20 protein-coding genes are annotated in these 14,315 nt (G+C 40.0%); 11 read left to right on the top strand and 9 right to left on the bottom strand.

The annotated features are described in order from the left end of the window. Positions 1 to 53 precede the first annotated feature (53 nt). The 3 genes from NST15_RS05030 to NST15_RS05020 all read left to right on the top strand — a co-directional run bounded on the left by NST15_RS05030 (position 54) and on the right by NST15_RS05020 (position 2,366). Positions 54 to 482 (top strand): HIT family protein, encoded by a 429-nt coding sequence (locus tag NST15_RS05030; RefSeq protein WP_076821952.1) that lies wholly within the window; start codon positions 54 to 56, stop codon positions 480 to 482. A gap of 158 nt (positions 483 to 640) precedes the next feature. Then, positions 641 to 1,720 (top strand): 3-phosphoserine/phosphohydroxythreonine transaminase, encoded by a 1,080-nt coding sequence (gene serC, locus NST15_RS05025; RefSeq protein ID WP_007497164.1) that lies wholly within the window; start codon positions 641 to 643, stop codon positions 1,718 to 1,720. Between the two features lie 127 nt (positions 1,721 to 1,847). After that, on the top strand, positions 1,848 to 2,366 hold the full coding sequence (locus tag NST15_RS05020) for a tryptophan transporter (protein ID WP_008348886.1): 519 nt from the start codon (positions 1,848 to 1,850) through the stop codon (positions 2,364 to 2,366). A gap of 47 nt (positions 2,367 to 2,413) precedes the next feature. Here the strand turns inward: NST15_RS05020 and NST15_RS05015 are convergent, their stop codons facing one another. Continuing rightward, entirely contained in the window at positions 2,414 to 2,605 is a 192-nt protein-coding gene (locus tag NST15_RS05015) for a hypothetical protein (protein ID WP_048002575.1), read from the bottom strand. A gap of 128 nt (positions 2,606 to 2,733) precedes the next feature. Between NST15_RS05015 and NST15_RS05010 the strand changes: the two genes are divergently transcribed. Both NST15_RS05010 and NST15_RS05005 read left to right on the top strand, forming a co-directional pair. After that, the gene (locus NST15_RS05010; RefSeq protein ID WP_007497160.1) at positions 2,734 to 3,090 is read left to right on the top strand and encodes a YtxH domain-containing protein; all 357 of its coding nucleotides are present in this window, start codon (positions 2,734 to 2,736) and stop codon (positions 3,088 to 3,090) included. Positions 3,091 to 3,277: 187 nt separating this feature from the next. Beyond that, positions 3,278 to 3,892 carry an HTH-type transcriptional regulator Hpr gene (locus NST15_RS05005; protein ID WP_007497158.1) on the top strand — a complete coding sequence of 205 codons (615 nt, stop codon included), beginning with the start codon at positions 3,278 to 3,280 and terminating at the stop codon, positions 3,890 to 3,892. Here NST15_RS05005 and NST15_RS05000 read toward each other — a convergent pair. Next, complete coding sequence (locus tag NST15_RS05000; RefSeq protein WP_007497157.1) at positions 3,870 to 4,214, bottom strand: YhaI family protein; 345 nt, start codon at positions 4,212 to 4,214, stop codon at positions 3,870 to 3,872. The two genes, NST15_RS05005 and NST15_RS05000, sit on opposite strands and share 23 nt — an antisense overlap. A 234-nt stretch (positions 4,215 to 4,448) precedes the next feature. Here NST15_RS05000 and NST15_RS04995 point away from each other — a divergent pair, with 234 nt between their 5' ends. Together NST15_RS04995 and NST15_RS04990 are read left to right on the top strand one after the other, a co-directional pair. Next, complete coding sequence (locus NST15_RS04995; RefSeq protein ID WP_007497155.1) at positions 4,449 to 4,967, top strand: DUF3267 domain-containing protein; 519 nt, start codon at positions 4,449 to 4,451, stop codon at positions 4,965 to 4,967. Between the two features lie 82 nt (positions 4,968 to 5,049). Then, the gene (locus tag NST15_RS04990) at positions 5,050 to 5,235 is read left to right on the top strand and encodes a hypothetical protein (protein ID WP_072368131.1); all 186 of its coding nucleotides are present in this window, start codon (positions 5,050 to 5,052) and stop codon (positions 5,233 to 5,235) included. A 53-nt stretch (positions 5,236 to 5,288) separates the two neighbouring features. Here NST15_RS04990 and NST15_RS04985 read toward each other — a convergent pair whose 3' ends face one another. Both NST15_RS04985 and NST15_RS04980 read right to left on the bottom strand, forming a co-directional pair. Beyond that, on the bottom strand, positions 5,289 to 5,378 hold the full coding sequence (locus tag NST15_RS04985; protein WP_017360317.1) for a YjcZ family sporulation protein: 90 nt from the start codon (positions 5,376 to 5,378) through the stop codon (positions 5,289 to 5,291). Positions 5,379 to 5,523: 145 nt separating this feature from the next. Beyond that, the gene (locus NST15_RS04980) at positions 5,524 to 5,610 is read right to left on the bottom strand and encodes a YjcZ family sporulation protein (protein ID WP_008361129.1); all 87 of its coding nucleotides are present in this window, start codon (positions 5,608 to 5,610) and stop codon (positions 5,524 to 5,526) included. A gap of 161 nt (positions 5,611 to 5,771) precedes the next feature. Between NST15_RS04980 and NST15_RS04975 the strand changes: the two genes are divergently transcribed. Continuing rightward, positions 5,772 to 6,647, top strand: coding sequence for a peptidylprolyl isomerase (locus NST15_RS04975; protein WP_007497153.1), 876 nt, complete (start codon positions 5,772 to 5,774; stop codon positions 6,645 to 6,647). A 55-nt stretch (positions 6,648 to 6,702) separates the two neighbouring features. On the opposite strand, the gene NST15_RS04970 is transcribed toward NST15_RS04975, so the two are convergent. The 4 genes from NST15_RS04970 to NST15_RS04955 form a co-directional block, all read right to left on the bottom strand. Next, on the bottom strand, positions 6,703 to 6,933 hold the full coding sequence (locus NST15_RS04970) for a sporulation YhaL family protein (RefSeq protein WP_017360318.1): 231 nt from the start codon (positions 6,931 to 6,933) through the stop codon (positions 6,703 to 6,705). 108 nt (positions 6,934 to 7,041) lie between these two features. Beyond that, positions 7,042 to 7,995, bottom strand: coding sequence for a 3'-5' exoribonuclease YhaM (gene yhaM, locus NST15_RS04965; RefSeq protein ID WP_007497151.1), 954 nt, complete (start codon positions 7,993 to 7,995; stop codon positions 7,042 to 7,044). Positions 7,996 to 8,057: 62 nt separating this feature from the next. After that, a complete protein-coding gene (locus tag NST15_RS04960; protein ID WP_342498914.1) occupies positions 8,058 to 10,844 on the bottom strand; it encodes an AAA family ATPase in 2,787 nt (928 codons plus the stop codon). 16 nt (positions 10,845 to 10,860) lie between these two features. Next, positions 10,861 to 12,075 (bottom strand): DNA repair exonuclease, encoded by a 1,215-nt coding sequence (locus tag NST15_RS04955; protein ID WP_342498913.1) that lies wholly within the window; start codon positions 12,073 to 12,075, stop codon positions 10,861 to 10,863. A 173-nt stretch (positions 12,076 to 12,248) separates the two neighbouring features. Here NST15_RS04955 and NST15_RS04950 point away from each other — a divergent pair, with 173 nt between their 5' ends. Beyond that, complete coding sequence (locus NST15_RS04950; RefSeq protein WP_008348907.1) at positions 12,249 to 12,437, top strand: YhzD family protein; 189 nt, start codon at positions 12,249 to 12,251, stop codon at positions 12,435 to 12,437. 35 nt (positions 12,438 to 12,472) lie between these two features. Here NST15_RS04950 and NST15_RS04945 read toward each other — a convergent pair whose 3' ends face one another. Beyond that, the gene (locus NST15_RS04945; RefSeq protein WP_342498912.1) at positions 12,473 to 13,288 is read right to left on the bottom strand and encodes an enoyl-CoA hydratase; all 816 of its coding nucleotides are present in this window, start codon (positions 13,286 to 13,288) and stop codon (positions 12,473 to 12,475) included. A gap of 135 nt (positions 13,289 to 13,423) precedes the next feature. Between NST15_RS04945 and NST15_RS04940 the strand changes: the two genes are divergently transcribed. Together NST15_RS04940 and NST15_RS04935 are read left to right on the top strand one after the other, a co-directional pair. Then, complete coding sequence (locus NST15_RS04940; protein ID WP_342498911.1) at positions 13,424 to 13,750, top strand: potassium:proton antiporter; 327 nt, start codon at positions 13,424 to 13,426, stop codon at positions 13,748 to 13,750. 64 nt (positions 13,751 to 13,814) lie between these two features. Next, positions 13,815 to 14,312, top strand: a complete 498-nt coding sequence (locus NST15_RS04935) for a cation:proton antiporter regulatory subunit (protein WP_017366937.1) — start codon at positions 13,815 to 13,817, stop codon at positions 14,310 to 14,312. Positions 14,313 to 14,315: the final 3 nt, after the last annotated feature.

Here is a 14,315-nt window from a genome sequence, read left to right as displayed (position 1 = left end):
TTTTGCTTCTTTTTGTGATACGATAAAGGAAAAATAATGAGGAGTGACATGGCGTGAGCGACTGTATTTTTTGCAAGATCATTGATGGAGACATTCCATGTGCAAAAGTATATGAAGACGAGCATGTATTGGCTTTTCTTGATATCAGCCAAGTAACAAAAGGACATACCCTTGTAATCCCGAAAATACATAAAGAAAACATTTATGACATGACACCAGAAGTGTCTAATCATTACTTCCAAGCGATTCCGAAAATCGCTAGAGCGATTAAGCAAGAATTTGAACCAATTGGTTTAAACCTTCTGAACAACAACGGTGAAAAAGCCGGACAATCTGTGTTCCATTACCATATGCACATCATTCCACGTTATGGTAAAGGCGACGGCTTTGGTGCCGTATGGAAACCTCACCAAGATCAATATACAGCAGAGGATTTAAAAGACATTTCTTCTGCCATCCATACGCGCCTTACCTCATCTTAATGGATGAGGTTTTTCTTTTTTTCACTTCTTTTCTGTGCTTATCCTCTGAATCGTAAGATATTTAGGACGATTCAAATTTTTTGTCCAAATGCTTCAAATTTGTGATAGGATGGTTTTATCTTTTGATCCATTAACGCGAGAAATAGGGAGAGATTGTGATGAAGCGAACGACGAATTTTAATGCTGGTCCGGCGGCGCTGCCGCTAGAAGTGCTTCAAAAAGCACAGGAAGAACTTGTTGATTTTAAACAAACCGGGATGTCTGTGATGGAACTTTCTCATCGCAGCGGTGAGTATGAAGAAGTCCACAATAAAGCGAAAGCACTCTTGGTAGAATTGATGGACATTCCAGAAGATTATGAGGTCCTCTTTTTACAAGGCGGGGCAAGTCTTCAATTTGCAATGATTCCGATGAACTTCTTACATGAAGGCGAAACGGCTCATTTCATCCAAACAGGTGCTTGGTCAGAGAAAGCCTTGTCAGAAGCAAAAGGGTTTGGTGAAACATCAGTGTTTGCCTCAAGTGAAGACGACAACTATTCGTATATTCCAGATGTAGATGCTTCCGTTTTAAATGACGGTGCTTACTTGCACATCACATCGAACAATACCATTTTCGGTACTCAGTGGAAAACGTTCCCGAACACGTCACTCCCGCTTATTGCCGACATGTCCAGTGATATTCTCAGCAAAAAAATAGACGTGTCTTCATTTGATTTCATTTATGCCGGGGCACAAAAAAATCTAGGGCCTTCTGGTATCACGATTGTGATCGCGCGCAAACGTTTATTAGAGAAAGAAAAAAGCGGCACACCTAAAATTTTAAAATATTCAACACATGCCAAAGCCAATTCTCTTTATCACACACCACCGACTTTTGCGATTTATATGCTGTCCCTTGTCCTGGAGCATGTGAAACAGGCGGGCGGCGTAGAAGCAGCAGAAAAACGCAATGAACAAAAAGCAGCGCTTCTGTATGATACGATTGATCAAAGCGGCGGTTTTTACAAAGGGCATGCACGTGCTGACAGCCGTTCGCATATGAATGTCACGTTTACCCTGCGTGATGATGCACTCACTGCGTCCTTTGTGGAGAAAGCAAAACAAGAACAAATGGTTGGACTCGCCGGCCACCGTTCTGTTGGTGGATGCAGAGCCTCGATTTACAACGCCGTTTCTATAGAGGACTGCCAAAAGCTTGCGGACTTTATGAAAAAGTTCCAGCAAGAAAATGAGTAAAAAGGCTTTTCTATCGTGAAATAAATTTGTTATAATAACGAGAAATATAAAGTCATGACTCTTGCAATAAATGATCAGCCATATTATTGGAGAGTCCTATAAGAGCTTAGCAGAGGAGAGCATAGAAATGAAAACAAAAGAATTAGTGATTATGTCATTGCTTGCAGCAATGGGAGCTGTTTTGCATACGATTTTTCCGCCCATCTTTTTCGGAATGAAACCTGATATGATGCTGGTCATGATGTTTTTAAGCATCATCCTTTTTCCGAAGGTACAGCATGTCGTTGTGATCGCCCTAGTCACTGGGGTCATTTCCGCTTTGACAACAGGTTTTCCAGGCGGACAAATTCCAAATATGATTGATAAACCGGTGACAGCCTTTATCTTCTTAGCCCTTTTCTTATCTTGCCAGAAGATCAAGAACAAAGTCGTTCTGACCGCTGTACTCACCGCTGTTGGGACCGTCGTATCAGGCGTGATTTTCCTATCTGCCGCTTTACTGATTACTGGACTGCCGGCTGCGTTACCAGCACTTCTTGTAGGTGTTGTCCTGCCAGCAACTGTGATCAATACGATAGCTATGGTATTTGTCTTCCCGATTGCTCAGTCCATATTAAAGCGCGCAAGAATGATTGAAGTCGCTTAACGAATAACTGAACCTCTTCATTAGATGAAGAGGTTTTTTTCATGCTTCTATAAAAGAAAAAGCGTAAGCAGCAAAATGGAGAGCGAAATCCCTGCACCTGCAGCACACACAATTGCTTTTTGTCTTAATACATGTTTTGGCGGATAAGACGCCGCATACCCAAGCTGCCTTACATAATGAATAGAACCACCTGCGAAAATCACACACATACACGTAAAAACGAACAGAAAGACAGACAACCTTCTCCCCTCCCTTTTCTTCAAAAGTATGCTAAAATAAAGCAAGCTATGTATGGAAGTTCAATGAAGCTGATCGTCAGCTCAGAGAGAACATGCGAATGTGTAAAATTTGACTAGAGGTGATTGGAATGGCTAGTGGACGTTCTTTATTAACAGGATTATTTGTAGGCGGTCTCCTCGGAGGTGCGGCAGTGCTCCTGACGACTCCCTCTTCTGGCAGAGATGTACGCGGAAAGATGAAAGACGGCTATGACAAATTCGAAGATACGCTGACAAGATTAAAAAGAGATGGACAAGCTTTAAAAGAGCAGATTGTTGAAACCGCAAAAGAAAGTGCTGAAGTCATTAAAGAGGTCGGAACTGAATTACAAACATCGATACAGCAATGGCGCGAGGAAATCAAACCTCATCAGCAGGACTTACAAAAGGAAATTCAGGAAATTGAGGAAAAGCTCAAACAACTGGAGAAAACCTTACAAAACTAATATACTCACAAAAAAATATTCGTTTACAAAAGTGTGCGGGGTGCGTATCCCGCACTTTTTTTGTTGAAAAAAGGTTATTTTGTCAATGTTTTTCATGACTTTTAAAAATTCTTGAATTTTCAGCTTTATTAATCTTTATTTTATTGGCATAATAGAATTACAAGAAAAAGAGAAGTAGGTGAAATGGATGAATCATTCGGAACAGCCTTTCGATGTAAAAGAAGCACTTTTATTCAGTCAAAGAATGGCCCAATTGAGCAAAGCTCTTTGGAAATCCATTGAAAAGGACTGGCAGCAGTGGATCAAACCGTATAACCTAAATATCAATGAACATCATATTTTGTGGATTGCGTATCAATTAAAAGGAGCTTCAATATCAGAAATTGCAAAGTTTGGCGTCATGCATGTATCAACGGCGTTTAACTTCTCTAAAAAATTAGAGGAAAGAGGATTTTTAAAATTTTCTAAAAAGTTAAACGATAAACGCAATACGTATATTGAACTAACGCCAAAAGGCGAAGAGACATTCCATAAACTACTCGAAGATTACGACCCGGCCCGAACTGGTATTGTCAAAGGCGCACAGCCGCTTCATGACATTTACGGAAAGTTCCCTGAAATTTTAGAAATGATGTGTATTATCCGAAACATTTATGGTGAGGATTTCATGGAGATTTTTGAGAAATCGTTTTCAAACATTGAGAAGGACTTTTTGAATGAACGTGGGAAAGTCACGAAAAAGCCTGAAGAACTTGAAGACTCAGCAGAGGAAAAAGCTTCTAAAGCAAATCAAATTGTTTAATGATCTTTATAAATTCATTCATTAACGGCTGAAACAGCCCTTGATCATGCAAAGCAAAAATCGTCTCATGAACATCCAGCTTTTCAATTAACTGTCCCGCAAACAGCGCAAGGAGATCGTCGAACATGACGTAGCCTTGTGCTTTTTGCTTGTCCATTTCATCTGAGAGCTCAGCACAAATACGCTCAATGTCCTTTGCCTCTTCTTTCGATACACGCTGCCGGATCAATAGCGCATAATATGGATAACGGCTCATATCTGTTGCCGTCAGTAACAGTTCCATATAATATTCGAGCTGGCTCATTCGTTCCTCAATACTCATGTACGTTCCCTCTTTCTCTTAGTCACTCTATTTTAGCCGAAATTACTCATTGACGAAAGAGACGAACCTCCCCCTTATGTCTTTTTTTCTTGAAAAACCCAAAGTTTCCTCTCTTTATTCCATATGAATGTAACAATTTATTTTTTTTCATGAAAACCATTGATTTTTATCCTCAGGAAGAGTAAATTATCTTGAGATATTCAATTAGTTTTTTTGAGATTGGAAGGATGAAAAATGAATTGTTGGAAGACCATTAATCTTGAAAAGGATTATGGTTATACGAGAATGATGATTTCAGCCATATGTCTTACTGTATTTTTTTTCATTATGGCATTTTTATGTTTTCAACTGACTCATCCTGAAACGAGACTCAGCAGTCACAATGCACCACTTTTTGTCGTGCTTTTACTTGCGACATTGCTTGTCCACCGCGTGGTTCACTTGATCCCAGTCATGAAACATAAGAAAAAAATGACGTTATTTAAACGAAATTGCTGGCAGCGCGTGCCTAAGAGAGTGATGCTTTTCTCACTGCTCAGCCCGTTTTGTGTCATCTCACCTGTTTACTTTGTTTTAGGAATGGCATTTCCAATGTACGCACACTATTTTATCATGATCGCAAGTATTCATGCAGGCTATTGTTTGCCTGACTTTTTATTTGCTTGGAAACTGCTAAAAGCGCCAAAATCATGCATCATTGATCAAGCCCAAGACGAGTTTGATATTTTAGTTGACCCAACTTCCTCATCATGAGGTTTTTAAAGCCAACTTCTATCTTTTTCATAAAAAATTTGGTAATGTAGTATGGGAATAGCATAGAGAGGGGGGATCTCCGATAGTTTTATTTTACTTCATCGTCTTTGCCGCGTTTATTGTGTATTCAATAAACAGGCTTACTAATACATTATGCCTTGTCAGAGAGATTCCTGAAGAACGGCAAGATAAGGTGTTTCGCTTTATCAATGTATCGATACTGATCTTACTGATCTCATCATTTGTTGAAATTACCATATCTATTTAAGATCAAAGCAAAAGCTGCCTGTTTGATGGCAGCTTTTTGTGTATGATGATCTATTAGCAAATCCACGATGCACCGATAATGATCAATAAGATGAATAACACGACGACTAGTGCAAAACCGCCAGCAAAGACTTCTCCTCCCATGTGAAAACACCTCCTGCCAGTTCTTCCTCTGTTCTAAGCTCAGTGTATGCAAAAAATTTTAAAACGTTTAGGCACCTGTCATCGTTTTAAAAAAGAACCGCCCGCACGCATGGCAGGACGGCTCCTTTCTGTTACAGCGATTTAATTAATAAAGATATGCTGCACCAACGATGATCAGCAAAATGAATAGCACGACCAATAAAGCAAACCCATTAGAATATCCTGCTCCCATATAATTCAGCCTCCTTTTTGTGATCAATATATGTGTATGTTGGTCGCAAAAATTTGACTAGACGAATGCCCTCCCATTTGCATTTCTTTTTACAGCATGTCACAATATGTTATGATACAAGCAATGATAAATAAATTGGAAAGATTAGGAGTGTTTTTTGAATGAAAAAAATGGCTTTAGCAGCTGTAACAGCAGTAAGTGTTTTAACTCTTGGCGCATGCAGTAGCGGTGACAAAGAAGTGATCGCAACAACAAAATCAGGAGATGTCACAAAAGAAGAGCTTTACACAACACTTAAGAAACAAGCAGGTGGAGATGCTTTAAACCTACTTGTTCAACAAAAGGTTCTTGCTGACAAATACAAAGTATCAGATAAAGAAATTGATAAGAAATTGGAAGAATATAAAAAGACACTTGGTGAAGATCGTTTAAAACAACTTCAAGATGAATTCGGAAAAGATTACATCAAAGATCAAGTAAAATATGAGCTGCTGACTCAAAAGGCTGCCAAAGCTAACATCAAAATCACTGACAAAGAAGTAAAAGCGTATTACGATGACCTAAAAGGGAAAATCCGCGCAAGCCACATTTTAGTTGCTGACAAGAAAACAGCAGATGAAGTAGAAAAGAAATTAGATAAAGGCGAAAAATGGGATGACCTTGTATCTGAATATTCAACTGACACTGCTTCAGCAGCACAAGGCGGCGATGTAGGCTGGTTCGCAAAAGATGGCCAAATGGATGAGAACTTCAGTAAAGCTGCCTTCAAACTAAAAGTAAATGAGATCAGCAAACCAGTAAAATCTCAATTTGGTTACCATATCATTAAAAAGACCGAAGAACGCGGTAAATACGATGACATGAAAGCAGACTTGAAAAAAGAACTGCTTGATCAAAAACAAGCAGATAACAATGAAATTCAAACGATCTTAAACAAATTGGTGAAAGATGCTGATGTGAAAGTAAAAGATAAAGAACTTGAAAATACATTCAAAGAAAAATCTGAGCAAACCACACAACAAACAACAAACCAATAATGAACGAAAAACCCCTCTACATGAACTTGTAGAGGGGTTTTTTTATTCTTATTGATTATGCAATCGAATGGTCCTCATGCTTCGCCGTTTCCTGGGATCGTTTCATTTGCTGTCCTTGACGTCTACGCTCTCTCTCCTGCTCCATTCGTTCAATAAAGATTTCTCCCTCTTTTTCAATAAAGGATTGATCAATCTCTTGCTCCTCTTTGGCTGTCGTCATTAATTTATAGGCACAAAAAATAATGCCAATGATACATGCATATACCCACCATGGAAAAAACAACATCGTCTTCGCCTCCTTTTTTAGGACAAACCTCTCTCCCTTTGTGTTACATGCTTATGCGAAAAGAAGACAAGTTATGAAAAAAAACGCCCGCATCAAACGGGCGTTTTATCATGATGATTCATTGTGAAAGGTTGGTTTATAAAACGAACGATTCTCTAGTGCAAAAATACGCTCTGTATATTCTCCTGGCTTCACATGCTCAAGCGCACGATCCATCATGTTCATTTTTGCATCTAAATTATCTATATAGTGGAGAATTTCCGCTTCCTTCACCATTGGTGGTTTAGGACTGCCCCACTCCCCTTTTCCATGATGACTCAGCACTAAATGCTGCAGAATCAGAATTTCCTCAGAATCAATGCCAAGCTCCTCTGCGGCTTTCGCAATTTCTGTCACCATAATAGAAATGTGGCCAATTAAGTTCCCTTCTACTGTATATGTGGTGGAGACAGGACCCGAAAGCTCTTTGACTTTCCCTAAATCATGTAGAATGATCCCTGAATATAAAAGATCTCGATCAAGTGATGGGTATAGATCAACAATGGATTTCGCTAAATGAAGCATCGATACCACGTGATAGGCAAGACCCGAAACAAACTCGTGATGGTTTTTCGTAGCTGCTGGGTAATCAGCGAATTCCTGTCCATATTTCTTCAGCAAATGTCTTGTGACACGCTGAATATTAGGGTTTTTCATATCAAAAATATATTGCATGATGGTATCCATCATATCGTGCTTTGGAATAGGAGCTGTTTCTAGAAAATCATCAATGCGGATTTGCTCGTTTTCAGCAACAGGACGTATATTCCTAAGCTTCAGCTGATTCCTTCCGCGATAATGATGAATATCACCTACTACCTTTACAATGGTTTGTGCGGCATATGTGAGTTCATCATTCTGCTTTGCATCCCATAGCTTCGCCTCAATATCTCCACTTTGATCTTGAAGAATTAACGTTAAAAATGGTTTGCCATTACTCGCAATCCCTTTAGTAGATGATTTAATTAATAAATGCAGGTCAACTTGTTCGCCGACGTCATAGGTCATGATCCCTTTAGCCATTCAATAAATGCTCCTTCCATGTTTCTGCTCATATAAGTATAACATAAGTCATAATTTGTCAATCATTCCACTGCTAAACTCGTAATCTGCCCGTTTTCCGCTGCTTGTTTCATATAATGATGACAAGTGTAATAAAACAGCTGTGTTTCAAAACGAGTGAGTTCATTCATCAGCTCCAGTACCCTTTCTAGACGGACATGATCAAAGTGAACGAAACTGTCATCCATCATAAATGGGAGCTGACAATCTTGCTGGTGGGACAAAGCAAGTGCAAAACGAATCGAGAGATAAATCTGCTCACATGTTGCTTGTGAAAGCTCCTCCGGGCGGAATAGGCGTCCATCCCTCCGTTTCACAATCAGCCGGTCATCTTCGGCAGAAAATAAAATCACTTCATATCGATCATTCGTTAACGGCTGAATAAATCGGGAAGCTGTTTGGAGGAGTGCTGGTAGCCTCGTTTCTTTATGCTCATTGATTTTCTCTCGAATGACGGAACGAACGAGCTGAATAGCCGCCCATTTTTTCGCTAGGTGCTTTGCCTGCTCCTGCTCTACAGCAAGCTGATGAGTCAAATCAGACACCGTACCTGATGCTTCTATTTGGCGTATTTCTACTGCTAATTCTGCCAAGCGCTTTTTCATATTCGTCACATTCTCTTGCATGTCATTCAGACGTCTTTTTGCTTGTGCACACTGCTCCTCAAGGGTGCGCAAACCTTTACGGACAATGACCTCTTCCTCATCTACATAACCGCTTCTGTGCAGCTCTTGGTTCAGCTGCTGCAAATTGTACAGTCGCTCCCGGTATTCTTTGGATAGATGAGACAGGACATGATAATCTTCTTTTGACGCTGCTTCTACTTTTTGAAAAAGCTCGTCCGTTTGTTTTTTATAATATTGAACTTCTCCTTCTAATGTTGTCAGCTGCTGCTCTACATGTTGAATGGATACGTGCAATGTCTGACGTTCTTTTTCTCTTTTTTCCTCATCTTTCAATATCTCTTGAAAGGCTGAGATATTCTCTTGAATGGTCCCTTCTTTTCTTTGAAGGAGACTCATGAGCGCTGAAACTCTTTGCTCGTAGGTCGATTGCTGCTGTGTGAGCATCTCTATTTCCTTGTTAAGCGCCTCATATGCCGCTGTATTCGCTTTTAATTGTTTCAAGATATGGAAAGCTTCCACAAGGAATGAGAGCTCTGAGGACAAACCTAGCTGCCTTCTCATATCTTCTACTTGCTGCTGTACAGGTTCCAGTTCCCGCTCCCAGTCTTCATATTGCTGTATCATTCTTTCGTATAAAAGCTCCTTTTGCTTCACTAGCGTTTCAGCTGAAGCTGTTTGAACTTGAAAGGAATGATAGGCGTTACTGTCGTTTGCTTCTTTCAGCTGAGTCTGTTTAAGCACTGGATAAATAGCGATCAAGATAAATACGGAAAATCCTGCAAACAGTAACGTCACCCAGCTCTCTGCTAAAATGAATAAGACCGTGAGAATGACAGCACATAGCACGAACATCAGCGGGAATAACCACACTCTGGAATAATTCTGTTTCACTGTAGCCCTTGTGCCCCTGACATCTTCTGCATCTTGCTGATTAACGGGCTGCTCCTTTAATCCTTTTAGAGCGGTTTCCGCTTCTTCCAGCTCATGTCTTGCATGATCAAACCGGTCATCGAGCTGTGTTTTCCTATCCATTAAACGAACGTATTGGCTCACAGCCTCTTTTAATTCCCACTCAAAGTCAAGTGAATCATCCAGCTGGTCAAGCTTGATTGGACGCTGCCACTTCAGCTTCGCTGATGCTTCTTCTATTTTTTGTTTCAAAGAATTCTGCTCTGTTTTCCCTTCTGCTAAGCGTTTCTTCACAAGTTCAGCATCAGATGATTCAGCTATGACCTGCTTCATCTCCAATACCGTATCCTTGTCATAGAGTGGCTGAACTTGCATGAGCGACGTTTGCAAATGATCTAATTTTTGTTTCAGTGCCGTCACTTGCGCCTTTTTTGGGTGAAGGTGTGATTCTAATTTATCAAGTTCATGCGCGGTTTCCGGTCTAAACCGTTTGACTCGTTCTGGATAACTAGCCAAATCTTTTTTTAACTCTAGCTTGTTTTCTATCATAGGATAAAGTCGAATATGTTCCGTCAAAAGCTGAATCTCTTCTTCAGTCTGTCTCATTTCATGCCGAAGCATTTCTACCTTTTCGGTTAATTCAGCTTGTTCTTTTTTCTTTGCGGTATAACGACTTTCTACCAATTTGGCCTGTTTCAACTTACCTGACAGCTCTTTTACATGATCAAGCTGCTGATTTAATTCAGGCTTACGTCCATTCGGTTTAAAAAGCTGCTCCTGCTGTTTTAGCAGCCTGCTGTCCATTTTGGATGCCGCATCTGAGCCAAACAAACTTGAAAAGAGTAGAAATTCCCCTATTTGATCTTGATTTAATGCTTGTACATTTTGCAGACCAAACACGTCAAAAGAATAGATCGATTGGTATAATCTGCGATCTGTTCCCTTTAACATCGCATGTAGAAACGCTTCATCTTTCACTTCACCATTTGGCAGCAACACCTGAGCTTGGCCGCCATGATCAGATGTTCTTTCAATATGAATCACACCTAATTCCTCATCTAAACACGTAAGAGAACCACCATAAAACGAGCCATGCTTTGGCTTATACATATGGCTTTTGGAAAAACCAAATAACATCGATTCAATAAACGCCTTCAATGTCGTTTTCCCCGATTCATTCAGGCCATAAACTAACTGAAAACCGTCATCAGAAAAGTGGAAGGTTTGATTGGAAAATTTCCCGAAATTCGCAATATGGAGTGAACGTATTTTCATCATGCCTCTCCTTTTCTCATAATTGCTTCAGCTGTTCTGCCAGCAGTCTTTGTGCCTCTTCGTTAATATCGATCTCGTCCTCTTTTGTAAAAGCTCTTCCTGACTTTCTATAAGTTGGATGACGCTTGATAGGTGAAAGCAGCTCATCATACGCATCAAACTCGGCAATTTCTGCTGTTAGTTCTGTCAAAAAAGAATCTTCTGGATAGACGGCATCTTCATGTGTCCGGCAGTCAATCGACATCACCCAAACGAACAAGTCTTCATCTTCCTCCTGTTCATGAAGAACAGCCATCAGCTCCTCAAGCACTTCAAGCTGCGTGAGCTCCATATAAGCAGGAGCATCGCCAGTTAGTACGATTTTCACAAAATGAGGAACACCTCTCTCTTTTAGTCCACTCATCTTTTTGTCCACAAGTGTCACAAGATCGGTCATATGAGCGGTATGTGTGATATCTATTGTCAATGTCTCAAAGATGACATCTGAACAGCTCATAAACTCCGCTCTTTGAGCATCTTCAGATAGGTAAACGACATAACAGCCTTTCTCTCCTGTTTCTTTTATATGTCTTCCTTGCACGTTTCCAGGATAGATCACCATTGGGTCTTCATGCAGAAGAGCCCGCTTATGAATATGTCCAAGCGCCCAATAATCAAAATCCCGCGCTAGAAGCTGCTGAAGCTGAAATGGTGCATACGCATCATGCCCTTCTTGACCTGCTAATGTGCCGTGAAGCATGGCAATATGATAGGGGGCATCTGTTGTTTTTTCATAATAAGGTGTCATATTTTCATGGACAGCCCGCTCTTTGTAGCTGAACCCGTAAATACTTGCCACAAGCTGACCTTCTCTATAAAAGGCTTGCTCACTTGGCGTACTGCTCAAAAAAACGTGAACATTCTCTGGCCATTCAATTGGTGTCCATTCACCACCTAAATGATCATGATTACCATAAATAATAAACACTTCAATCCCGTGTGATTGCAGCTGAAGAAACTGATTTCTTAAAAAAAGCTGTGCTTTTAGGCTGCGATTCGATTCGTCAAATAGATCTCCGCTAAGCAGCATAAAGTCTACTTCTCGATCAATCGCAAGTTCAAACATGTTCTTGGCACTTTGAAATGTACTTTCTTTCAACCTCTTAAAAATTCGGTTCGGTATATTGGACATTCCCGCAAACGGACTATCTAAATGAAGATCTGCGGCATGAATAAAAGTGAGCTTCGTCAAACGTCTATCTCCTTGTACGTTACTGTAGTTGTCCATATTTTATCACGCCGTTTTTACGAATGCACGTTCTATCGCTCTCATTCTAAAAAACACATTTTTAGGGGTGAAAAAAGAGGTTTTAACTTCCTCCTTGTATAATTCATTAAAAAACAAGAAGAAAGGGAAGATCAGAGATGGAGAAAACCTACTTTTTGACTGTATTTGATTCGTCAGGTGAAACCTTATTAAACGAAAAAATCACCACAGATAGTGATGAAAAAGCAAAGGAATTAGGACGTCATCGTTTAATCGAACAACAATACACAAAGCATTCTCACCGGCTCGTAAATGATGCAGGTAAACTGCTTTTATTTGAACGTTAAAAAAGCCGGCATCCGCCGGCCATTCATTCTTCTATTTAATGAAACACAGGACGTCTTTTTTCCAAAAACGCTTGAACACCCTCCTGATGATCACGGCTTTGTCTCAGTCTAGCTTGTGCAGCACGCTCTTTTTGAAGAACGGCTAACAGCTGTGATTCTGACTGCTGAAAATAAATCATCTTTGTTTCAACAAAGGCTTGAAGTGGCATATTCAAAAATGGCTTGACGCACGCTTTTTGATACGTATCCACCTCATCTTGAAACACACCGTCTGCAAGGCGAAGCTTGAGCGCTTCTTCAGCCGGCAGCTTTTGTCCGCTCCAAATCAATTGTTTAGCGGTTTGTTCACTAACTCTTTTGGTGAGGAAAAAATGCCCTCCACCATCTGGGATTAACCCGATTCCATTAAAGTTCATGGCAAGTTTAGTATCTTGATGCATAAACAAATAGTCACAGCTAAGGGCAAAGCTAAAAGCAAGACCAGCCGCTGCCCCGTGAACAAGTGCAATCGTCACTTTTTTCATACCGGCTAAAGAAAGTGTAATTCCCTCGATCAAATCCATCACGCGATGAAAATCTTCTTCACGATCTTGCTTTAGCATCATGCCAATATCTCCGCCTGCTGAAAACCCTTTGCCCATCCCCTTGAGTACAACAATTTTCGCACTGCTCTCACTCGCTGTATCACACGCTTCCTTCAATTCAGCAAACATGTCAACATGAAACGAATTATACGCTTCAGGCCTATTGAAAACGATTTCAAAAATATCCCCGTCTACCTGACAATTGATATATGTCATCATCCATTCCCCCTCTTTCTTTTCAAGCTCATGACTTACTTCAATTTCCATCAAGTAATTCCTTTTCCTCTACATAAAAAATTTCAAGATCAACTGATACTAAAATAAGCATAATTGTTGAAACGAGAAATATATTTTTATATAGTAAAATAAGAAATAAAACATCATATGAAAGGGGGAGAATGATTGATAAGAAGTTCCATATGTATATTGATTAGCTGCATCGTCATGTTTTCTCCCTTTTCAAATGTCGTTTTTGCTTCACAAGCAGAAGCGAGCACACCGAGCGTGATTTCTCCATCGATTTATGATGAAGAAATCAACGCTGTGAAGACACCTCCATTCTCAAAAAAACATGCCGCATCTCTTCTGTTAAAACAGAGGTTATCAATAGGCGTTTCAAAAGCTTTTCTTGTAAAGCTTGCACTAGCCACAGCGTTATCTATTGATTTATGTTTTTTAGAAATGAAGTGTGCAATCCCCATTATGTACCAATCAAATTACCTCGACTGATTCATTTTATTTCATCCGTACTCACTATATGAAAAACAAAACCTATCATATTCGGAGGGATAAAATGAACATTAAAGAAAATGATCTTCCTGGGATTGGAAAGAAATTTGAAATTGAAACGAGAAATAGAGAAAAGATGACGATTGTGATTCATGATGATGGCAGACGGGAGATTTATCGTTTCGACGATGAAGATCCAGATGAAGTACTGTCCACCATTTCTCTCGATGATGCTGAAGCCCGGCAAATTGCTGCCATTATTGGCGGTATGGTGTATAAGCCGCAAGCACTTGAAACGATTGAAATGGCGTTCAATGATTTGATCATTGAATGGTTTAAGGTAGAAAAAGACGCAAAAGCGGTTGGACATACACTCGGCGATTTAGATGTGAGACAAAATTATGAAGTCACCGTCATTGCGATCATTAAACATACAAATGAAAAATTACTCAACCCCGGTGCCGATTCGATTATTCAAGCAAATGATACGATGGTCATTTCAGGCGAAAGAAAACACTTGAAGCGATTGATACGTGATTTTCTTTCTAGAGGGGGAGAGTGATGA

It is taken from the genome of Bacillus sp. FSL R5-0820 (genome assembly GCF_038593385.1).
In the GTDB taxonomy this organism is placed as follows: Bacteria; Bacillota; Bacilli; order Bacillales; family Bacillaceae; genus Bacillus; species Bacillus altitudinis.
This window is presented reverse-complemented; position numbering and strand designations above follow the sequence as displayed.

What these genes read in the sequence shown, in the direction of transcription:
- NST15_RS04985 (WP_017360317.1), bottom strand. Translation starts at nt 5,378, where the DNA reads ATGGGAGGAGAAGTCTTTGCTGGCGGTTTTGCACTAGTCGTCGTGTTA.
- NST15_RS04995 (WP_007497155.1), top strand. Translation starts at nt 4,449, where the DNA reads ATGAATTGTTGGAAGACCATTAATCTTGAAAAGGATTATGGTTATACG.
- NST15_RS04980 (WP_008361129.1), bottom strand. Translation starts at nt 5,610, where the DNA reads ATGGGAGCAGGATATTCTAATGGGTTTGCTTTATTGGTCGTGCTATTC.
- NST15_RS05000 (WP_007497157.1), bottom strand. Translation starts at nt 4,214, where the DNA reads ATGAGTATTGAGGAACGAATGAGCCAGCTCGAATATTATATGGAACTG.
- NST15_RS04950 (WP_008348907.1), top strand. Translation starts at nt 12,249, where the DNA reads ATGGAGAAAACCTACTTTTTGACTGTATTTGATTCGTCAGGTGAAACC.
- yhaM (WP_007497151.1), bottom strand. Translation starts at nt 7,995, where the DNA reads ATGGCTAAAGGGATCATGACCTATGACGTCGGCGAACAAGTTGACCTG.
- serC (WP_007497164.1), top strand. Translation starts at nt 641, where the DNA reads ATGAAGCGAACGACGAATTTTAATGCTGGTCCGGCGGCGCTGCCGCTA.
- NST15_RS04975 (WP_007497153.1), top strand. Translation starts at nt 5,772, where the DNA reads ATGAAAAAAATGGCTTTAGCAGCTGTAACAGCAGTAAGTGTTTTAACT.
- NST15_RS04945 (WP_342498912.1), bottom strand. Translation starts at nt 13,288, where the DNA reads ATGGAAATTGAAGTAAGTCATGAGCTTGAAAAGAAAGAGGGGGAATGG.
- NST15_RS04935 (WP_017366937.1), top strand. Translation starts at nt 13,815, where the DNA reads ATGAACATTAAAGAAAATGATCTTCCTGGGATTGGAAAGAAATTTGAA.
- NST15_RS05010 (WP_007497160.1), top strand. Translation starts at nt 2,734, where the DNA reads ATGGCTAGTGGACGTTCTTTATTAACAGGATTATTTGTAGGCGGTCTC.
- NST15_RS04970 (WP_017360318.1), bottom strand. Translation starts at nt 6,933, where the DNA reads ATGTTGTTTTTTCCATGGTGGGTATATGCATGTATCATTGGCATTATT.
- NST15_RS05005 (WP_007497158.1), top strand. Translation starts at nt 3,278, where the DNA reads ATGAATCATTCGGAACAGCCTTTCGATGTAAAAGAAGCACTTTTATTC.
- NST15_RS05020 (WP_008348886.1), top strand. Translation starts at nt 1,848, where the DNA reads ATGAAAACAAAAGAATTAGTGATTATGTCATTGCTTGCAGCAATGGGA.
- NST15_RS04960 (WP_342498914.1), bottom strand. Translation starts at nt 10,844, where the DNA reads ATGAAAATACGTTCACTCCATATTGCGAATTTCGGGAAATTTTCCAAT.